Origin of the sequence: Sorangium sp. So ce367, from assembly GCF_051520455.1 — a bacterium.
GTDB classification, from domain to species: domain Bacteria; phylum Myxococcota_A; class Polyangia; order Polyangiales; family Polyangiaceae; genus Sorangium; species Sorangium cellulosum_B.
This window is the reverse complement of the sequence record NZ_CP150334.1, coordinates 8683874-8704321: the sequence shown is the minus strand read 5'-3', so window position 1 is coordinate 8704321 and position 20448 is coordinate 8683874. Positions and strand designations below refer to the sequence as shown.

General features: G+C 72.1%; 16 protein-coding genes. 7 read left to right on the top strand and 9 right to left on the bottom strand.

Features of this window, described 5'->3' with window-relative positions; genetic code table 11:
- Positions 1 to 17: 17 nt before the first annotated feature.
- On the top strand, positions 18 to 2276 hold the full coding sequence (locus tag WME97_RS32965) for a type IV pilus secretin PilQ (protein ID WP_437555535.1): 2259 nt from the start codon (positions 18 to 20) through the stop codon (positions 2274 to 2276).
- 40 nt (positions 2277 to 2316) lie between these two features.
- On the opposite strand, the gene WME97_RS32960 is transcribed toward WME97_RS32965, so the two are convergent.
- Complete coding sequence (locus WME97_RS32960) at positions 2317 to 3255, bottom strand: LysR family transcriptional regulator (protein WP_437543370.1); 939 nt, start codon at positions 3253 to 3255, stop codon at positions 2317 to 2319.
- Positions 3256 to 3434: 179 nt separating this feature from the next.
- On the opposite strand from WME97_RS32960, the gene WME97_RS32955 reads away from it, so the two are divergent.
- From WME97_RS32955 to WME97_RS32940, 4 genes are all read left to right on the top strand, one after another.
- Positions 3435 to 4772 carry a wax ester/triacylglycerol synthase domain-containing protein gene (locus WME97_RS32955; protein ID WP_437543368.1) on the top strand — a complete coding sequence of 446 codons (1338 nt, stop codon included), beginning with the start codon at positions 3435 to 3437 and terminating at the stop codon, positions 4770 to 4772.
- A gap of 11 nt (positions 4773 to 4783) precedes the next feature.
- A complete protein-coding gene (locus WME97_RS32950) occupies positions 4784 to 6613 on the top strand; it encodes an NAD(P)/FAD-dependent oxidoreductase (RefSeq protein WP_437543366.1) in 1830 nt (609 codons plus the stop codon).
- Between the two features lie 186 nt (positions 6614 to 6799).
- Complete coding sequence (locus tag WME97_RS32945) at positions 6800 to 7450, top strand: hypothetical protein (RefSeq protein WP_437543364.1); 651 nt, start codon at positions 6800 to 6802, stop codon at positions 7448 to 7450.
- Positions 7451 to 7822: 372 nt separating this feature from the next.
- Positions 7823 to 9415 (top strand): peptide chain release factor 3, encoded by a 1593-nt coding sequence (locus tag WME97_RS32940; RefSeq protein ID WP_437555533.1) that lies wholly within the window; start codon positions 7823 to 7825, stop codon positions 9413 to 9415.
- Positions 9416 to 9457: 42 nt separating this feature from the next.
- Here WME97_RS32940 and WME97_RS32935 read toward each other — a convergent pair whose 3' ends face one another.
- From WME97_RS32935 to WME97_RS32915, 5 genes are all read right to left on the bottom strand, one after another.
- Entirely contained in the window at positions 9458 to 11323 is a 1866-nt protein-coding gene (locus WME97_RS32935; RefSeq protein ID WP_437543362.1) for a DUF885 domain-containing protein, read from the bottom strand.
- 58 nt (positions 11324 to 11381) lie between these two features.
- Positions 11382 to 12575: a hypothetical protein gene (locus tag WME97_RS32930; RefSeq protein ID WP_437543360.1), complete on the bottom strand. Its 1194-nt coding sequence runs from the start codon at positions 12573 to 12575 to the stop codon at positions 11382 to 11384.
- A gap of 67 nt (positions 12576 to 12642) precedes the next feature.
- Positions 12643 to 13302, bottom strand: coding sequence for a DNA-3-methyladenine glycosylase (locus tag WME97_RS32925; protein ID WP_437543358.1), 660 nt, complete (start codon positions 13300 to 13302; stop codon positions 12643 to 12645).
- 5 nt (positions 13303 to 13307) lie between these two features.
- Positions 13308 to 13781, bottom strand: a complete 474-nt coding sequence (locus WME97_RS32920) for a peroxiredoxin (protein WP_437543356.1) — start codon at positions 13779 to 13781, stop codon at positions 13308 to 13310.
- Positions 13782 to 13826: 45 nt separating this feature from the next.
- Entirely contained in the window at positions 13827 to 15311 is a 1485-nt protein-coding gene (locus tag WME97_RS32915; RefSeq protein ID WP_437543354.1) for a sigma-54-dependent transcriptional regulator, read from the bottom strand.
- Positions 15312 to 15574: 263 nt separating this feature from the next.
- Between WME97_RS32915 and frr the strand changes: the two genes are divergently transcribed.
- On the top strand, positions 15575 to 16132 hold the full coding sequence (gene frr, locus WME97_RS32910) for a ribosome recycling factor (protein WP_437543352.1): 558 nt from the start codon (positions 15575 to 15577) through the stop codon (positions 16130 to 16132).
- A gap of 594 nt (positions 16133 to 16726) precedes the next feature.
- The gene (locus WME97_RS32905) at positions 16727 to 17590 is read left to right on the top strand and encodes a Stp1/IreP family PP2C-type Ser/Thr phosphatase (protein ID WP_437543350.1); all 864 of its coding nucleotides are present in this window, start codon (positions 16727 to 16729) and stop codon (positions 17588 to 17590) included.
- A 49-nt stretch (positions 17591 to 17639) separates the two neighbouring features.
- Here WME97_RS32905 and WME97_RS32900 read toward each other — a convergent pair whose 3' ends face one another.
- The 3 genes from WME97_RS32900 to WME97_RS32890 form a co-directional block, all read right to left on the bottom strand.
- Positions 17640 to 18200, bottom strand: a complete 561-nt coding sequence (locus WME97_RS32900) for a hypothetical protein (RefSeq protein ID WP_437543348.1) — start codon at positions 18198 to 18200, stop codon at positions 17640 to 17642.
- Positions 18201 to 18293: 93 nt separating this feature from the next.
- Positions 18294 to 19484, bottom strand: a complete 1191-nt coding sequence (locus WME97_RS32895; protein ID WP_437543346.1) for a cystathionine gamma-synthase — start codon at positions 19482 to 19484, stop codon at positions 18294 to 18296.
- Between the two features lie 62 nt (positions 19485 to 19546).
- Positions 19547 to 20431: a protein kinase domain-containing protein gene (locus WME97_RS32890; RefSeq protein WP_437543344.1), complete on the bottom strand. Its 885-nt coding sequence runs from the start codon at positions 20429 to 20431 to the stop codon at positions 19547 to 19549.
- Positions 20432 to 20448 lie beyond the last annotated feature (17 nt).

Here is a 20448-nt window from a genome sequence, read left to right as displayed (position 1 = left end):
CTGCGGCACTCGGGGTGATGTTGATCCTCGGCGCTCCTGCGGGAGACGCAGACGCCGCCGCCCCGATCAAGGTCAGCGACGTCAGGCTCACGGCACCGGGCGAGGGCAAGGCCGAGATCGTGGTCGCGACGACCGGCGAGCCGCGCTTCTCGGCGCGGGTCGCGGACGGTGGCAAGCGGCTCCTCATCGACCTCGAGGGCGCCGAGGCAGGCGGGGCTTCCGGCGCGATCACGAGCGGCAACGCGATCGTGGCCGGGGTGATGACGCAGGGGTTCGGCAAGGCGGCCCAGCGGACGACGCGGGTGCTCGTGCAGCTCGCGCGCCCGGCTGCCTACCGGATCCGCGCCGAGCAGGGCGCGCTCGTGATCGAGCTCGCCGCCGCCGACGCGACGGCGCCCATGGCGGCGCGGGCCCCGGCCGGCCCCGCGGCGGCGGCGCCGGAGCGCGAGCTGGCGGCGATCACCGACGTGCGCTTCGAGCACCAGGCGACGCTCGATCGGGTCGTCATCGAGCTCTCGTCGATCCCGGGCTACCGCGAGTCGACCGGCAAGGGGGGGCGCCGCGTCATCGAGCTCAGCGGCGTCCGGCTCCCCGACGCCCTCCAGCGTAAGCTCGACGTCGGCGCCTTCGGCGGCCCGGTGCGGGCCATCTCGACGTACCGGCGCAACAGCGACGGCTCCAGGGTCGTCGTCGAGGTCGAGCAGGCCGAGGGCGCCTCGGGCGTGGTCGCGCGCGAGGGCAACGCGCTCGTGCTGAGCGTCGCGAAGGGCGCGCTGCCCACGGCGCTCTCGGGGATCGCCGCCGACGGCGGCGCGGCGAGGCGGACCCGCACGGTGGCGCGCGAGGCGGTCCTCGACGACGGGGCGCCGAAGGTGGAGACCTCGTTCGAGGGCGCGGCGAGCAGCCAGGAGTCGCTCGTCGAGCCCGACCAGGCCGGCGCGTTCATGCCCGCGATCGCCGGGCAGCAGCGGCGGTTCACGGGGCGGCGCATCGACCTCGACCTGAAGGACGCCGACATCCACAACGTCCTCCGGCTGATCTCCGACGTGGGGCGGGTCAACATCGTGACCGCCGACAACGTGACCGGGACGGTCACCATCCGGATGCGCAACGTCCCGTGGGACCAGGCGCTCGAGACGGTGCTCCAGGCCAAGGGCCTCGGCGTGGTCCGGCAGGGCAACATGATCCGCGTCGCCCCGATCGCCGATCTCAACAAGGAGCGGGAGCTCGCGATCGCGCGGCGCAAGAGCGAGCTCCAGCTCGCGCCGCTCGAGACGCGGCTCATCCCGATCAACTACGCGGACGCGAAGGACCTCCAGGATCGCTCGAAGGACATGCTCTCGCCGCGCGGCTCGCTGGCGGTCGACGAGCGGACCAACGTGCTCATCGCGCGCGACGTCGCGGGGAACCTGAACCAGATCGAGGAGCTGGTCCGCTCGCTCGACACGCAGACGCCGCAGGTGCTGATCGAGGCGCGCGTGGTCGAGGCGACGAGCCGCTACGTGCGCGACATCGGCATCCAGTGGGGCGGCGACGGGACGTTCAGCGCGGCGACCGGCAACCCGACGGGGCTCGTCTTCCCCTCGGCGATCGGCATCGCCGGCGGCGCGACCGACTCGAACAGCCCGACCGGCGGCCTCTCGCCGTTCTCGAGCACGGTCTCGAACCCGAACTTCGCGGTGAACCTGCCGGCCATCGTCGGCGCCGGGCAGGGCGGCGCGCTCGGCTTCACGCTCGGCTCGATCAACAACACCGTCAACCTCGGCGTCCGCCTCTCCGCGGCCGAGGCGAGCGGCATGCTGCGGGTCGTGTCGAGCCCGCGCATCCTCACGCTCGACAACCGGGAGGCGCGGATCAGCCAGGGGACGCTGATCCCGTTCTCGCAGATCAGCGCCCAGGGCGTGCAGACGACCTTCCAGGAGGCCAAGCTCCAGCTGCTCGTCAAGCCGCACGTCACGTCGGACGGCAGCGTCGCGATGCACGTGAAGATCAACCGCGACGAGCCCGACTTCAACCAGACGTCGGCCCGCGGCGACCCGACCATCCTGAAGCGCGAGGCGGAGACCGACCTCCTGATCATGGACGGGCACACGGCGGTGATCGGCGGGATCTTCACCCGCAACACCGGCCGGAACCTCGATCAGGTGCCGTTCTTCGGGGACATCCCGGTCCTCGGCCTCCTCTTCCAGCGGCGCCGCGCGAGCGACGTCCGGAACGAGCTCGTCATCTTCCTCACGCCGCGCATCGTGAACCGCGCCGAGGCGCTCGGCCGGTAGCCCCCGGGCGCGGCGCGCCTCGCCGCGCCCCTGAACCCCCTCAGGCGCGCTTGCGCCGGGCCGTCTCCCGCGGGCTCGGGGCGGTGTCCGTCACGACGCCGCGCAGCCACGCCCGCGCGGGATCGCCCTCGGTCCGGCTGTTCCACGCCATCGCGATCTCGATGGGCGGCAGCTCGAACGGCAGGTCGAAGGTGCGGAGCGGCACCAGGCTGGAGAACGCCCTGCCCAGGCGCGTGGCCACGGTGGCCACGAGATCCGACGCGGTGATGGCGTGCGGCACGAGGAGCACGTGCGGCACCGTCATGGCCTCATGGCGCGCGATCCCGCGCGCCGCGATGAGATCGTCCGCGACCCCGTCGTGGGCGCCGCGCCTGGGGACGACGACGTGCGGGAGGGCCGCGTAGGTCTGGAGATCGACCTGCCCGCGCGCCGTGGGGTGGCTCATGCGCGCGAGCCCCGCGAAGCGATCGTCGAAGAGGGGCGCGCGGCGCAGGTCGGAGGGGAGGCTCTCCTGCGGGAAGACGCCGATCGCGAGATCGATCTCGCCGCTCCGGAGCGCGTCGACGGCGCGGCCGTCGAGCGGGAGCAGGTGGAGCGCGAGCCTCGGTCCGCCCTGCGCGAGCGCCGCGTTGAGCCGCGGCAGGAGGACGAGCTCCACGTACTCCGTGGCGGCGATCCGGAAGGTGCGATCGCTCGCCGCCGGGTCGAACGCCGGCGTCGTCTCGCCGAAGAGGCCCGCGAGATCGTGGACGATCGCGGCGACCTGCGGCGTCATCGCCTCGGCGCGCGAGGTGAGCGCCATCTGCCGGCCGACCCGGATGAGCAGCGGGTCGGAGAAGAGCTCACGCAGCCGCGTCAGCGCGTGGCTCATGGCGGGCTGGCTGAGGCCCACCCGGCGGGCCGCGAGCGTCACGCTGCGCTCCTGCAGCAAGGCGTCGAGCGCGATCACCAGGTTGACGTCGATCGCCGAAAGATTCACTCCGAGAATATACGATGAGCCATGTATCCATACTGTGGATACTTTCGTTTTCTTGCGCGGGCGCGCGGCGTGCGTGGCGAGGATGCGTGATCCAGCGCCTGCGGGCGCTGTCGTGCGGCCCGCGCGGCTGCTAGGGTCGCCCGCGGCTCCCCCCTGATCGGCGGTGCCTCGCGGAGACCATGACATCGCCCGTTCTGCTCGGGGGGATCGACTTCTTCCATCTCATGAACGATCGCGCCATGCGATCGCGCGGCCAGGCGGGCAACCACTGCCTGTTCGTGATCGAGCTCGACGGTCGCCTCGATCTGGCGCAGCTCGCGGTGCGGCTCGAGCGCGCGACCCGGGCGCTCCCCGAGCTCCGGTTCCGGCTGGACAACAGCGTGCTCGGGCGGGCGGGGCGGCCCCGCTGGGTCGTCGATCACCACCGGCGCGCCCCCGGGCTGCGCCTCCACGAGGTGGCGGGCGAGCGCGAGCGCGCGGCGCGCCTCGAGGCGCTGCTCGCGGACCGGACCTCTGCGGAGCGGCCGTGGGCGCTCGACGTCGTGCGCGACGTGGGCGACGGCGATACGGTCGTGCTCCGCCACCACCATGCGCTGACGGATGGCAGGGGCGCGGATCGGCTCGCTGCCTGGCTGGGCTCCGGGAGCGGCGACGCGCCCGACGACCCGCCGCCGCGGCAGGAGCGGCACGACGCGCCGGAGCGCCTGCTGGCTGCCCTGGACCGCGACGAGCGGGTCGCGCTGGCGCGCGCTTACAAGGCCCACGTGCTGTCGCTCGGCCGGGCGCCCATCCTGTCGCTCGCGCGCGCCTGTCCTCAGGTGCGGCCCTCGGCCTCGCGCGTCCTCCGGCTCACGCTCTCGGCGGAGGAGACCCGCGCCTTCGATCTCCGGGTGCGCCAGCGCGCGCGGCTCGCCGAGACGAGCCTCATGCTGATCGCGGCGACGCGGCTCGCCGACCGGGCGCTCGCGGACCGCGGCTTCGCCCCGCCGCACCATGTGATCCCGCTGCCCCTCTCGCTCGACCCCAAGGCGGGGGCGCGGCGGCTCTTCGGCAATCACCTCACGATGGCCCTGCTCTCGCTCGGCCGCGACGAGCTCCACGACGACGCGCGCGCGGTGGCCCGCCTCGCCGAGCAGCAGCGCGCTGTGGTGCGCGACAGGCTCGATCTCGCCATGATCGCCGCGCTCGATCTGGCCCGCTGGCTCCCCGGCCCGATCTACCGCTGGCTGGGGGACCAGCCCTTCCAGGGGGAGCTCGCCTCGCTGATCGTCTCGAACCCCGGCGCGGTGACGGTGGAGCGGTTCGCGGGGCTCCCGGTGCGCTCGGCGTACCCGCTGCCCGCGGTCGTCGCGCCGCCGGGCTTCCAGGTGATCTTCAGCCGCTTCGGCGGTCGCCTCTCGGCGTCGATCATCCACGGCGACGGGCTGCTCCGCCCGGACGAGGCGGAGGCGATGCCGGGCGCGCTCCGCGCCGAGCTGCTCGGAGAGCCCGCGCCGCCGGGCGGGGGCGCGGTATAAGGGCTCTCGTCATGCGCACGTTCGATATCGTCATCATCGGCAGCGGCATCGCCGGCGGCTTCCTCGCGCGGCAGCTCCGCCTCGCGTGCCCCGACCTCGGGGTCCTCGTGCTCGAGGCCGCCGAGGCGATGGAGGATTACAAGGTCGGCGAGAGCACGGTGGAGGTCGCGGCGAACTACATGGTTCGCCGGCTGAACCTCGGCACGTACCTCTACCAGCACCAGCTGCCCAAGAACGGGCTCCGCTTCTTCTTCGACTCTCCGGACAAGGATCTCCCGCTTCCCCGGATGAGCGAGATCGGCTCCGACCACATGCCGTTCCACCCGAGCTTCCAGCTCGAGCGCGCGCGGCTGGAGCGCGATCTCGTGACCATGAACCGCGCCGCGGGCGCCGAGGTCGAGCTCGGCGCCAAGGTGGTCGACGTCGCGATCGATGGGCGCGGCGGGCACACGGTCGTCTACGAGCAGGGCGGCGAGCGGCGCGAGGTCGCCTGCCGCTGGGTGTGTGACGCCTCCGGGCGGCGGCACGTGCTCTTCCGCAAGCTCGGCGTGAAGGTGCACAAGGAGGCGCGGCTCAACACGGCGGCCGCGTGGGGGCGTTACCGCGGCGTCGCGGGGCTCGATGGGGTCACCGACGCCGCGTGGCGGTCGCGCGCGCGGTACACGTCGCGCCACCTGTCGACGAACCACTTCATGTACGACGGGTACTGGATCTGGTTCATCCCGCTCGCCGGCGATCTGATGAGCGTGGGCGTCGTGTTCGACAAGGACCGGATCGGCGCGGGCAACGTGCCGGCCGGGGCGCTGCCCGGGCCGCGCACGCGCGCGGAGTTCGAGCGCTTCCTGGGCGCCCACCGCGCCGCGCGCGAGCTGCTCGAGGGGGCGGAGCTCGAGGATTTCCAGAGCTATGCCCACCTGCCGTACCACGCGGAGCAGTACTTCTCGACCGACCGTTACGCCGTCACCGGCGAGGCCGGCGCGTTCACCGATCCCTTCTACAGCCCCGGCTCCGATTTCATCGCGACCGCGAACGAGTTCATCACGCAGATGATCCTCTCCGACGTCCGCGGCGACCGCGCCGGGTTCGAGGAGAAGGTCGCGGCCTACGACGCGTACTACCGGTTCAAGTACGACAGCACGCTCCGGCTCTATGAGCGCATGTATCCGGTGTTCGGCAGCTTCGAGCTCTATCGGCTGAAGTATCTCCTCGACTTCAACAACTACTACAACCTCGTCGTCTGGCCGTTCATGGCCGACCGGGTGACGGACGTGGGTTGGATCCGGGAGGAGCTCAGGTTCACCGATCTCGTGCTGCGCGCCCTCTCGACGATGGGCGAGCACTTCGCGTCGCTGGCGAGCGATCTGCGCGCGCGCGGGGAGTACTTCGCGCAGAACGAGGGGCGCTTTGCCAACGGGCTGAACGGCGTCGCGCAGCTGGAGACGCGGCTCGGACCGGCCATCGACGAGCGCTTCCGGCGGGAGCAGGTCGACCGGGCGTACGGGAGCGTGTTCGCGGCGCTCGTCGAGAGGCGGCTCGGAGAGCAGGGCCTCTCCGACCGTGCTCGCCTCGTCTCGGAGCTCCCTCTCCCGCAGGTGCTCGTGTTCCGGGACATCACGCCTGAGCGGCTAGCGCGCCTCCTCCAGCGCATCGGCGAGCGGATGACGAAGGAGCTCCGCGAAGAGCTCCCGGACGCAGGCATCGAGCGGATCGAGCTCGGGGCGAGCGGCGTGATCTCCGTGACAGGGCCTGCCGAGGGGACCAAGGCGCATGCGGACGCCCTGTCCCGGGCGCGGGCGCTCTGGGACGCCTCGGCGGGATCGCTCGCTCACATCGCCCTCTGAGCCTGCTTTCGCGGGCTCCGGGACCGCGGTCGTCGCCGCCGTCGGCGAGCGCCTCGCGCCTGCCTTGTCCAGCGCCCCCGCGGTTTCTCCTGTACGCGCGCCCGTTCCGCAGTATCACAACGGCCGATGCGGTGGAGAGCAGCAGGTGGGCGTCTGGGTCAGTGGGCGATCTCTGTGGCGCTGTCGATGGGCGCTGTCGGCGCTTGCGTCGGCGCGGTCGCCGAGGGCGGCGCGCCGCCGCGGCAGGAGCCGCCGGAGCAGGGGTGGATCACGGCGTCGGCGCCTGACGCTGGCGGCGCTCCGCGCTGTCCGCACGGCGCGCTGGAGGATCCGCACCGTGGCTTCGTGCGTTGCCTAGAGCCCGGCGAGGCGGATGCCGGCTGGCTCCCGCCGTCGCCGCAGCCCGAGCCCCCCCCTCCCGATGGCGGTGTCTCCCCGCCGGACGGCGGTGTTCCCGGCGACGCCGGCCCCATCGACGGCGGCGTGCCCGACGCATCGATCGTATCGGCCCCGCTCCCTCTCATCGAGATCAAGGAGCCCGAGTTCATGAACGGCGACGTCCCGAACGTGGCCAAGCGGCTCGAAAAGGTCGCCCCCGACCTGGCGAAGTGTGTCGCCGACCACGGCGGCCTCTCTGGCGCGTCGGGCAGCATCAAGGTCCAGTTCCTGGTCCGGGTGCGTGGCCGTGCCGAGGGTGTCGAGATCCTCGACTCACGTGGCGTCACCCCCGACGCGCAGCGCTGCATCCGTCAGCTCCTCAAGAACAAGCCCATCGGCACGCCCAGCGCCGACCCCGTAGGCGTCACCGTCTCCCTCTCCCTCCGCGCCCCGAAATAACGTCTCCTTACAAAGCCCCGACCCGACGCGTCCCGCGCGCAACGCCGCTGGGATCACGACCCCCAGCGCCCGCCCCACCCCCTTACAAAGAGCCAGGGCGGGCGGGGGTGGTGCGCGAGCGGGCGGCGGGGGTGGGCCCCACGAATCCGAGGGCCGGCCCGCCCCTCCGCGCCCCCCTCTCTGCCCCTCCGCGCCCCCCTCTCTGACCGAGTCCCCCGTCCAGCCCGGCACCAGCCCCCCAAAAGGCCCGAGTTCGTGGGGGGACCCCCGCCGCCCGCTCGCGCACCACCCCCGCCCGCCCTGGCTCCGTCGCCCCTTGGGTTGACGCAGCCCCCACGGACTCTATCCTGCCGCGCCGCTGTGCCCGACCCGATGCTCACCCGCGAGATCGCCCGTCGAAAGACGTTCGCGATCATCTCCCACCCCGACGCTGGCAAGACCACCCTGACCGAGAAGCTCCTGCTTTACGGAGGCGCCATCCAGCTCGCCGGCGCCGTGAAGGCCAAGAAGGCGCGCGCCCACGCTGTCAGCGACTGGATGGAGATGGAGCGCGAGCGCGGCATCTCCATCTCCACCAGCGTTCTCCAGTTCCCGTACAAGGGCCGGCTCCTGAGCCTGGTCGACACCCCAGGCCACGCGGACTTCAGCGAGGACACCTACCGCGCGCTGATGGCGACCGACGCCGCCATCATGATCCTCGACTGTGCGAAGGGCGTCGAGACGCAGACGAAGAAGCTCTTCCGTGTCTGCAAGCTCCGGCAGATGCCCATCTTCACCTTCGTCAACAAGCTCGACCGCCCCGGGCGCGACCCGTTCGAGCTGATCGGCGAGGTCGAGGAGGTCCTCGGCATCGGCGTCTACCCGGTCACCTGGCCCATCTCGGCGGGCGGCAAGTTCCGCGGCGTCTACCACCGCGAGCGCAAGCAGGTCTTCCTCTTCGAGCTCGTCGCGCACGGCGCCGAGATCGCCCCGATGGAGGTCGTGTCGCTCGACGCGCCCGAGCTCGTCGAGGCGCTCGACGAGGAGGGCGCCCGCCAGCTGCGCGAGGACATCGAGCTCATCGACGCCGCCGGCGACGCGCTCGATCGCGACAAGCTCGCCCGCGGCGAGGTCACGCCCATGTTCTTCGGCAGCGCCATCACCAACTTCGGCCTGCCGCAGTTCCTGGACGCGTTCATCGAGCTCATGCCCCCGCCCGCGCCGCGCGGCAGCGACAAGGGCCCCATCGCCCCGGACGACGACCGCTTCACCGCGTTCGTCTTCAAGATCCAGGCGAACATGGACCGGGCCCACCGCGACAGGATCGCGTTCCTCCGCGTCTGCTCCGGCCGCTACGAGCGCGGGATGAAGGTGCACCACGTGCGCCTCGGCCGCGACATCCGGCTCACCAACCCGGTGCAGTTCATGGCCCAGGAGCGCACGCTCGTGGAGGACGGCTTCGCGGGCGACATCATCGGCGTCTTCGACCCGGGGCTCTTCCTCATCGGCGACTCGCTCTGCAGCGGCTCGCCCGTGAAGTACGCCGCGCTGCCGCAGTTCCCGCCGGAGCAGTTCGCCCGCGTCGTCATGATCGATCCCATGAAGCGCAAGCAGCTCAAGAAGGGCCTCGAGCAGCTCGCGCAGGAGGGCTCGGTCCAGCTCTTCCGGCCGCCCGAAGGGCGGGAGGGCGAGGCGATCCTGGGCGTCGTGGGCGAGCTCCAGTTCGACGTCGTGAAGCACCGCCTCGCGGCCGAGTACGGCGTCGACGCCCGGATCGAGCGGCTCTCGTTCAGCCTGGCCCGCTGGGTCGAGGGCGAGCCGGTGCCCCTCGCCGAGCTCGAGTCGAACCTCTACGGCTACGGCGCCCTCGACGTGCACGGGAATGCGGTCGTGCTCTTCAAGGGCGACTGGCAGCTCGATGCCTGTCAGAAGGCGTTCCCCAAGGCGCGCTTCGTCGAGCTCGGCGGCTCGATCTCTCCGGTGTGACCTCCCGCCGCGCGCGGCCCTCCCGCCGCGCGCGGCTCGTCGCTATTCCGAAAGCAGCGCGGGGAGGTGCCGCACGGACGGCGAGCCGTGGCTGAGCAGGCGGTCGTGGTAGGCGCGCTCGGTGAAGCCCGGCTTGCGCTCGTGCTCGGCGCGCAGGCGCATCATCTCGGTGAAGCCGTGGAAGTACGTGGTGAGCTGCGCGCTCGTGAGCCGGGCGCGCCGCCACTTGCCGACGGCCTCGCCTTCCTCCTGGAAGGCGTCCTTCGTCATGAGCGAGAGCGCCTCCTCCTCGCCCATCGCGCCCGCGTGCACCCCGTGGTCGAGGAGGGCGTTCACCGACATGCGCAGCACCATCTTCTGGCGCTGCATCCGCACCTTCGGGCCGCCGAAGCCGTGGTGCGCCATCAGCCACTCGGTGTAGACCGCCCACCCCTCGACGAACGGGCCGCTCGAGAAGACCGCGCGGAGCTTCGAGGGGAACTTGTTGTTGTGCATGAGCTGCAGGAAGTGGCCCGGCATCGCCTCGTGGACGGTGAGGTCGGCGAGCATGCTCGAGTTGTACTCGCGGTAGAACGAGTCCACGCGCGCCTTCGGCCAGTCCTTCGGCGTCGGCGCGATCGCGAAGAACGTCTCCTGCTTCGCCTCGAGCGGGCCGGACGCGTCGCAGTAGGCGATCGCGACGCCGCGGCGGTACTCGGGCATCTCGATCACCCGGCAGGGCTCCTCCGGGATGCGCACGAGGTCGCGCGCGCGGACGAAGTCGGTCGCCTCCGCGAGGAGCTTTTCGGACGCCTTCACGATGGTCGCGTTCGTCGGGTGATCGGCCGCGAGCGCGTCGAGCACCTTCCTGATCGCGGCCATCTTCTCGTCCTGCGCCTCGACCCTCGGGAAGGGCTGCTTCCCGAAGAGCGCCGGCCAGAGCTCCCTCGAGGTCTCGAGCATCTCGGCGTGCGTCGCCGCGAGCAGGGCGCGGGCGCTCGCGACCACGCCGTCGACGTCGATGGTCGCGTCGTCCAGCGTGAACCGGAGCTTCTTCTCGAAGCGCGCGCGGCCCAGCCGGAAGTCGCCGTTGCTCCTCGGGAGCAGGTCCTTCTCGAGGAACGCCTGGAAGCCCTCGAGCGCCGCCGCCGCCGCCCTCGCGGCCGCGTCGAGCTCGGCCTGCTGCGCCGGGGCCGACGCGAACAGCGCCGGGAGCTCGGACTTGCAGAGCGCGATGAGCCCCTTGTTCTGCGCGATCGCCGTCTCGGTGTGGATGCGCGGCGGCGCCGCCGTGAGGCGCTGCTCCGCGGCGCGCACGAGCGCGGGGATGCCCGAGAGGCGACCCCCGAGGCTCCGCAGGCGCTCCTCGAGCGGCGCGAAGCTCCTCGTGATCAGGGGATCGAGCCCGTCGCCGACGAGGCCCGTGTACACCATCGGGTTCCACGTCGCCTCGCGGAGCTCGTCGATCGCGAACAGCCAGGAGCGCAGCTGGTTCTCGATCATCGCCGCGTCGACGCGGCTCTGGACGCCGAGGCGCGCCGCGGGCAGCGCCCCGAGCTCGGCCAGCGCCGCCTCGATCGTGCGCCGGCGCGCGGCCTCGCCCTGCTCGGTGACGTCCGGCCACACGGCGTCGTACCGGTGGTCCCCCGCCTCGGTGGCGCGGACCGGCTCGTCGCGCAGGTACTCCTCGAGCACGCGCGCCGACAAGGCCGCGAGCGCCTGCTCGGCGCCGGCCTCCGCGCCGTATCGAGCGTCAGCCGGGCTCACCACGGCCGCCTTCGTGAGGGGTTGCGGGGGCGGCGCGGCGCGCTCGGCCGGCCCGCACGCGCAGAGCAGCGCCACGAGCAGGGAGAGGTGGCCGCGGAGCGATCTGCGGGAGAGCGATCTGCGGGAGAAAGAGAGCTCATGGGAGAGATCATGGTGTCGCACCTGCGCCTCCTAGCGCCAGCTCGCCGAGAAGGGAACGCGCTGAGCGGTGGCATCGGCCTCAGTGCGCGCTGCCGAGCGAGGCCTTCGCGAGGCGGGAGATGCCGTCCACGTCGCCGTGCACCGCGTCGAGCAGCGGGCCGAGCGCGAGGCGGAGCGGCTTCGAGTTCGGGTGCCGGAGGATGCGCGCCACGCTCTCGGCCGCCAGCTCGTTCAGATCCTGCTCCGCGTAGCGATCGATGTGGGCGCTCGACAGCGCGAGGCCCGGGAAGGCGGTGCGGCAGAGCGCGTCGATCAGCTCCCCCGCGACGCCCGCCGCGATGTTCGCGGCGCCCAGCGCGACCCGGGCCTTCTGCGCGCTGATCGCGCACGACTCCGTGCGCAGCTGGCTGATCACGGGCGAGCCGAGCACCGTGTGCCAGCGGGAGAGCTCGGCGGCCCGGCTCGCCTCGAACTCACCCGGCGGCGCGTCGGAGACGGGCAGCAGCGCGGCCAGCTGATCGGCGGCGCCAGGATCGATCGCGACGCGGCGCACGATGATCAGATCGTGCGCCCGCAGGCATCCGAGGAGCAGCCGCGTGGACGCGTCGCGCAGGAGCGGCGCGAGCGCGGCCGCGATCACGGTGGGGGGCGAGCCGATGAGCCCCGGGCTCGACGCCCGCGCGGCGCCCGCTCCGGCGGCGCGGGCGCGTGGCGCGCCGGAGCTCGGCGGCGAGCGCACGCTGATGGGCGGCGGGATGCTCGACGGCGTGCTGCGACCGACGGTCGGCGGCGCGCCGGGAGCCAGCGCCAAGGCGCGGCTGCTGGCCGGCGGCGCGCCGGTGGCGCGGCTCGCGCCGCCCGGCGAGGGCTTGTTCGATGGCGTGCGCGCGCCCGCGATCCGCGTGGGATCCTGGACGGGCGGCGTCGGTCCGCCGCGCCGCGACTGCGTGGTGCGCTCGGTCACGACGTGCAGCGACGCGAGCTCGATCGCGCGGAGCCCCGGGAGGCCGCGCGGCGCGCGGGCCGCGATGGCCGCGGCGAGCTCCGCCTCTTTGCCGAGGAGCGCCTCGTGCTCTGCGGTCTCGCGCAGCAGGTCTCCGGCGATCTGCGCGCACCGCTCCGCGGCCCTGTCCGCGGCGCTCCGCGTCTGCGGCTCCTTGAAATAGAGCGTTAACTTTCCCCGCAGGGTCTCCCGATGCGTGCCCGCCGTGACAACCTGCGACGCGCTCTCGACGTTGGCAGGTTCACGCCCCCCAAAAGGCCAGAATCCCATGAGCCCATTGTCGCGCGATCCTGGGCCCGGGCGCGAGCGCTTCGAGCGCTCGCGCCCTCACGCCCGCTCAATGGCGAGGCGGAACGGAGACATAGCGATTGCCGCGTTCGTAGAATCGCCACGGCTTCTTCGCCCACGCACCTGCATAGTCGACGTTGATGCGAGGCGACCTGCCGATGGGACCAGCAGCGCCGGGCAGCAGCGAGAGCTGCGCTCCGCAGACATCCATCCCGTACGCGGAGCGGTCGAGCCCCAGCGCCTTGCACAGCTTCCCCGGCCCGTTGGTGAGCTCGATCCGCCCAGGCGCGACGCCCCGCCGGCGGCTCATGAGCGGTAGGCCGATCATCGGCTCGATGGCGCGGATGAGGACGGCGTGCGGCTCACCCTCCGAGGCCACGACGATGTTGAACGCCCAGTGCATGCCGTAGAGCTGGAACACATAGGCATAGCCCGCCGGCCCAAACATGACCTCCGTCCGCACGGTCCTTCGCCCGCCCGCGCTGTGCGCGGCGAGGTCTTCCGGGCCGCGGTACGCCTCGGTCTCGACGATGCGTCCGGCGGCGGTGCCCTCGGGCGTCGTGTGGACGAGCACCTTGCCGATGCACGCCCGCGCGACGACGAGCGCGGGGCGAGCGTAGAAGTCACGCGGCAGCGGCGCCGCTCCTTCGAGGAGCGCGGCGCCTTCGCTGGGCGCGCGGGGCTCGGTTGCGGGACGCACGGCGGGCACCGCGCTCACCCCGCGGGGGGGCGCGCCGCCCGGAAGCGCTTGTCGATGAACGAGAGCACGTCGTCGCGGTGCTTCCTGGCCTGGAACTCGTGGTGGAAGACCGCCGCGATCTCCAGGGCGGGCGTGACGACGTAGGTGATCCGCCGGGCGAGGCCGATGAGCGGCCAGAGGACGCCGTAGGCGCGGCACACGCTGCGATCGCGGTCGGCGATCATCGGGTAAGGGACCTTCTGCGCCTCGGCGAACCGGCACTGCGTCCTGTGGTCGTCGGTGCTGACGCCGACGATGCTGGCGCCCGCGAGCGCGATCTCGGCGTGGTTGTCGCGGAAGAGCTGGGCCTCGACGGTGCAGTCGGGCGTGAAGGCCTTCGGGAAGAAGTACACGACCGTGCAGAGCCCACCCTGCGCCGACAGCACGAAGCGCTGGCCGTCGATGGCCAGCGTGTCGATCTCCGGCGCGCGCTCGCCGACCTTCAGCATGCCGACGCAATCTGCCGCAAGTCGCCCCCGGCGTCGACCGTGGCTTCAACCTTCGATTCCGAGCCGCTTCAGCCTGTAATAGAGGGTCGTGCGCTGCATGCCGAACTGCCGCGCGACCTCCGCCTTGTTCCCTCCGCAGCGCTCCAGGGCGGCGAGGAGCTCCCGCCGCTCGATGTCGTCGAGCTGGGAGCTCAGGTCGAGCCTTGGGCGCGCGCACGCCGGCGCGGCGGGCTCTCTTCCGGCCGGGTCCGCCTCCGGCTCCGCCGGCGCGGCGGCCCTGGGCGCGCGCGCGGGCGGTTCGGCCGGCTGCGCGCGCGCCGTGAACGCGAGGTGCTCGGGCAGGATCACGTCGCCGCGCGACAGGATGGCGGCGCGCTCGACCACGTTCTCCAGCTCCCGCGTGTTCCCTGGCCACATGTACGCCGCGAGCTTCGCGATCGCCTCCTCCGACAGCGCGGTGGCGGCGCGCGCGTTGCGCCGGGCGACCTTGCGCAGGAAGTGCTCGGCGAGCGCGCGGATGTCCTCGCGCCGCTCCCGGAGCGGGGGCAGTCTGAGCGGGAACACCGAGAGCCGGGAGACGAGCTCGGGCAGCACGCCCGCGCGCTCCCAGGCCTCGTCGATGCCGGGCGTGAGCGACAGCACGACGCGCACGTCGACGCGCGTGGTCTCCGTCGACCCGAGCCGCTCGACCTCGCCGTCGGTGAGCACGCGGAGCAGCCTCGCCTGGAGCGAGGGCGTGAGCGGCGCCGGCTCGTCGAGGTAGATCGTCCCCCGGTGGGCGAGCTCGAGCCGGCCTGCGCGCTCGGCGAACGCGCCGTCGAAGGCGCCTCGCCGCCAGCCGAACAGCTCGCGCTCGAGCGTGTCGCCACGGAACGCGGCGCAGGTCACCTTGACGAACGGCTGCTCTTCCCGCGGGGAGCCCACGTGGATCGCCCGGGCGACGACCTCCTTCTCCGCCCCTTCCTCGCCCTCGATCAGCACGTGCGTCGCCGCCTTCGCCACCTCGCCGATCCGGGCGGCGACCTCGCGCATGGCCTCGCTCTCGCCGGCGATCTCGCCGAAATCGATCGGGTCCCGCTGCTCGCGCTCGAGGTAGCCCGCGTACTGCGCGAGCTGCTCGCGCAGCCGCCGGTTCTCCCGGAGGGTGGCGACCCCGGCGATCGCCTGCCGGAGGATGACGGCGAGCTCCTTCGAGTTCCAGGGCTTCTGGACGTACCGGTCGACCGCGCCCGAGTTGACCGCGTCGATGAGCACCGTCATGTCCGCGTAGGCGGTGAGCAGCACGCCCGCCGCGTCGGGCCGCCGCTCCTTCGCCTGCTTGAGGAACTCGATACCGCTCATCCCCGGCATTCGCTGGTCCGCCACGATCACCGCGGGATCGAGGCGATCGAGGAGCGAGAGGGCCTCGGCGCCGCCCAGCGCATAATGGATCTTGAACGACTTCCTGAAGGCGAACCGGAACGCGTCGAGGTTGTCCTGCTCGTCGTCGACGACGAGGACGTCGAAGCTGTTCCAGTCCAGATCGCGCATCGGGTCGCCCTGCCTCCCAGAGTTACTACAGCTCGGCACGATCGCGACAGTGGAGGTGGCGCGCTGGGCGGGGGGACGGCGCGGCGGCGCTCGGGCGCGTGCGCGTCCGGATGCGCCCAGGCGGAGGCGAGCGCTCTTCCGACCGCGACGCCGGCGAGGTCGGGCGGATCGATTTCTCCGCCGGCCCGGAAATACGCGGTAAGCTCCGCCCCCGCCCGCGAAGAGGGCGGGCTGGGCGAGCCCCACACGGAGGAAGCCGGATCATGCTCGAGGACGTCATCAAGGAGCTGCGCGAAGGGATCGAGAAGGCCATCGAAGCTCTCCGGCGAGACCTGGCGAAGGTGCGCACCGGGCGCGCGAACGCGGCCATGCTCGACGGCATCCGCGTCGACTACTACGGCGTGCCGACGCCGATCGTGCAGATGGCCACGGTGTCCGTGCCGGAGCCGCGGCTCATCAGCGTCAAGCCCTGGGAGAAGAACCAGGTGAAAGCGATCGAGAAGGCGATCCGGGAGAGCGATCTCGGCCTGAATCCCCAGGTGGACGCGGATCTCATCCGACTCCCGATCCCGCCGCTGACGGAGGAGCGGCGCAGGGAGATGGTGAAGCTGACGAAGAAGAACGGAGAGGACGCTAAAGTCGCCATCCGGAAGCACCGCCGGGACGCGAACGAGATGATCGACTCGCTCGAGAAGGACGGCGACGTCAGCGGCGACGAGGCCGACCGGGCCAAGAAGAAGGTCGACGACGTGGTGGCCGAGGGGACGAAGCAGGTCGACACGGTGATCGCCGGCAAGGAAAAGGACATCCTGGACGTGTGAGCGGGCCGTCGGCCGGGCGGGCGTCGGCGACCGAGCTTGGTCGACCGGAGCGCCGTGCGGCCGCCCCTCCCCGCGACCCGCGATGGGGCCGGCCCCTTCGAGGAGGGCGGCGTGGTGGCGTGTGATGCGCGACATCGCCTGCCGCGCAGCGCCCCAGCGTGTCGTGACGCCGCGCGCGCCGAGCCCGGCCCGGCCTGGCGACGCTTCGCAGCCTTGTTGTCCTCCTGTCCGCGCGCGACCCGTGGCTGCCGCCCGCTCCGGCGCTTGCGTCCGATCGCCACGGGGCGAGGTGTGCCCGGGACCAGCCCAGCTCACAATGAACCGTCCCGTGAAGCGAAGAAGTGAAAAAGAGGCTTGCGGTCCCCCCGGTCGGAGTCGGTAGGATCGGGAAGGTCGGCGGTTGGGCGTGCGCGGTTGGGCGTGCGAAGGCGTGACAAGACGTGAGAAGACGCGCGAAGACTCGGAAGACGCCCATTAGGGGGCGAGAGGCCCTGCTTGACAGGTTTTCGCTAGCGTGAAATGGTTGGTGCTCGAAGCCGAAGGCCCGGAGCCGTCTCAAGGATTCCCGAGGTTATGCGAGCGATCGCTTCAGGAATGACGGACGTTGGTCTCCAACGCGACCACAACGAGGACAGCTACGCCGTCCTGTCGGAGTACGACCTGTTCATCGTCGCGGACGGCATGGGGGGCCACCGCGCGGGGGACGTAGCCAGCAAGCTGGCGACCGAGTCGATCGCGGACTTCTTCCGGTCCACGTCGCGGGAGGACGCCACCTGGCCATTCCACTTCGACACCAGCCTGTCGGAGGAGGAGAACCGGCTCCAGGCGGGCATCCGGGTCGCGAACCGCCAGATCTTCGAGCGCAGCATCCGGTCGCGCGACTGCGCCGGGATGGGCACGACGGTCGTGGGGGCGCTCTTCTCGAAGAAGAAGAACCGGATCTACGTCGGCCACGTCGGCGACAGCCGCGCGTACCGCGTCCGCAAGGGCTCGATCAGCCAGCTGACGCGCGATCACTCGCTGTTCAACGACTACATCATGGCGATGCCCGAGCTCACCGAGGAGCAGCGGGCCGAGCTTCCGCGCAACGTCATCACCCGCGCGCTCGGGATGCACGACAGCGTCTCCGTGGATCTGCTCAGCGATGAGCCGCAGCCCGGCGATGTCTACCTGCTCTGCTCCGACGGCCTGAGCGGGATGCTCTCGGACGACCAGATCCTCCACATCGTGAGCTCGACCGAGGAGGTCCCGGAGATGTGCCGCCGCCTCATCGCCAAGGCGAACGAGAACGGCGGAGAGGACAACATCACGGCGCTCGTGATCCGGATCGACGAGCAGGACAAGGCCGAGCTCCCGCACAGCGCGACGATCGGCCCGCCCGCCGACTCGCAGCAGGTCAGCATCGGCGATCGGTCGACGGTCCCGGCGGTGTCGGCCTCGCGCTCCGAGAAGAGCTGACGCGCGGGGCGCCCCCCCCGCGCGCCCGCCTGTCAGCTGCCCGCGCGGCTCAGCCTCCGCAGCTGTCGAAGGCCAGGACGCCCAGCCTGATCTGGCATATCTCGCCTTCGTTCAGCATCGCCGGGCACTCGAAGCCGACCCAGATCTTGCCCGCGTCGACCCCCTGCTTGCCCTCGAACCAGAACTTACACGGGGTCGCCTTATCGGAGTAGAAGGTCTGCTCTGCCGTCTTCGCGGAGGAGAAGCTGATGTCGCCGGTGGCCGGCGCGTCCTGGGTCGCCGCGGGGGAGATGGCGTCGATCTTGACGTGGATCTCCGACAAATCGACGGGGTTCCTGGCCACCGCCGAGACGGAGAAGGTGCCGGAGCCGGACACGGAGCAGTCGACCGAGGCGCCGTCCTCGCCGTCGGTGAGCAGCTGGACCTTCTGGATATCGGTCACCTCGCCGAGGGTCGCGATATGCCCCGGTTGGGAGCAGTCGATGCCCGGGTCGGCGAAGTTCATCTTGTATGCGCCGCGCGGGGTCGGCGGCTCCGCGCCGCTGCAGCCGAGGCCGAGGAGGGGGAGGAGGCCGAGCACGGGCACGAAGCTGAGGCGAGCGAGACGCATGGAAAGCTCCGATGGTAGGTGGCGGCCCCAAGGCCGCTCCTCGCTTCTATCGTACTCCGGGGTCCGCGATCAAACGGCGGCAGCGCCGCGCGCTTACGTGCCCGTCGCGCGCGCGTGCGCGTCGTCCAGCGCCTGGGCGACGTCGTTCCAGAGGTCCTCGGTGGCCTCCAGGCCCACCGAGAGCCGGAGGAGGCCGTCGGCGATGCCGAGCGCCTCCCGCGCCGCGGCGGGCACGGAGGCGTGGGTCATGAGGGCGGGGTGCTCGGCGAGCGACTCGACGCCGCCGAGGCTCTCGGCGCAGGCGAAGATCGCGAGCCGCTCGAGGAACCTGGAGGCGACGGGGAGGCCGCCGCGCACCACGAACGAGATCATCGCCCCGGGCGCGCGCATCTGCCGCGCGGCGAGCGCGTGGCCGGCGTGCGTGGGGAGGCCGGGGTAGTGCACCGCCTGGACGGCGGGGTGCCCGGCGAGCCTCCCGGCGATGAGCGCGGCCGACGCGCACTGCTGGCGCACGCGCACGCCGAGCGTCTTGATCCCGCGGAGCACGAGGTAGCAGTCGAACGGGCTCGGGACGGCACCGATCGCGTTCTGCAGGAACCCGACCCGCTCGGCGAGCGCGTCCTCGGACGTGACGAGCGCGCCGCTGACGACGTCCGAGTGCCCGTTCAGGTACTTCGTGCTCGAGTGCGCCACGACGTGAGCGCCGAGGTCGAGCGGCCGCTGGAGCACCGGCGTGGCGAAGGTGTTGTCGACGACGAGCAGCGCCCCGTGCGCGCGCGCGATCTCGGCGAGCCCTGCGATGTCGAAGATCTTGAGCATGGGGTTCGTCGGGGTCTCGATCCAGATCATCCGCGTGGCCGGGGTGAGGGCCTTGCGGACGACGTCGAGGTCGCTCATGTCGACCGAGGTCGAGGCGAGGCCCATCGGCCGCATGACCTTGTCGAAGAGCCGGAAGGTGCCGCCGTAGACGTCATCGCCCGAGAGCACGTGATCTCCGGGACGGAGCGTGTGGAGCAGGGTGGCGGTCGCCGCGGAGCCGCTGCCGAAGGCGAAGCCATGGCGCCCCCCCTCGAGCGCGGCGATGCACTCCTCGAGCGCCTTGCGGGTGGGGTTGCCGCTGCGGGAGTACTCGAACCCCTTGTGGTGGCCCGGCCGCTCCTGAGCGAAGGTGCTCGAGAGGACGATCGGCGTCATGACCGCGCCGCTCGTCGGATCCGGCGGCTGTCCGGCGTGGATCGCGAGCGTGTCGAGGCCGAGCTTGTCGTGACCTAGGTGGGGCTTCATGCGGGCGAGACTTATCTCATGGGCCGCGTGCGTCCACGGTTTTGGCGCGCAGGAGGGCCGAGTCAGCGCGCTGACTCGGCGCCGCCCTCGGCCCGCGGAGCGGCCGCGTCGAACGCGTCGAGCAGCGCCCGCGCCGTCCCGACGCGGCGCTCCGGATCGCGATCGAGCGCGCGAGCGAGCGCTCGGCGCTGCCCCGGCGAGAGCGCGTCCGCGACGGAGAGCGGCTCGAGGCAGAGGCCAGATTCGCTGATCTCGACGAGCGCCGCGGCCTGCTCGCGCGCGCGCGTGAGGCTCGCGCCGGTGGCGAAGGAGACGAGGGTCGCCGCCATGGAGTAGACGTCGCCGCGCTGGGTCGGCGGAGATTCGCCGCGGGCGATCTCGGGGGCAACGAAGGGAACCGTGCCCCGGTCGGCGGTCTCGAGGTCCGGATCCATGCCGCGGAACCGCGCGGCGCCGAGGTCGACGAGGCCGATGTCGCCGAGCGGACCCATCAGCACGTGATCAGGGCCGAGATCGCCGTGAACGAAGCGGATCGGGCCTCCGGCGTCCTCGATCTCCTGGAGCTCGGCGAGCGTCTCGATCGCGGTCCTGACGACGTGGGTGATGAGCGACGGGGGCGGCGGCCGGCCGCGGCCGCGCCATCCCTCGAGCACGTCGCGGAGGGAGGTGCCCTCGCGCCGGCTCTCGAGGAGGAATGGGCCGTGGCGATCGGCGCCGACGCGCACGAGCGCGGGCAGGGCGGGGTGGCGAACGAGGGAGAGGACCTTTGCCTCGCGGACCATGGCGGCCCGCCCCGCGTGCTCGTGGAGGACGCCGGGGACCAGGCGCTTGCACACCAGCGTGGGGCCGGGCGGCGGGCCTCCGAGGCGGACCAGCGCGACGTCGAACGTGGCGCCGGCGCCGAGGTGCTCGATCAGCTGGGTGCCGTCGGGAGCGGGGTAAGGCATGCCGGCCGCCTGTGGCC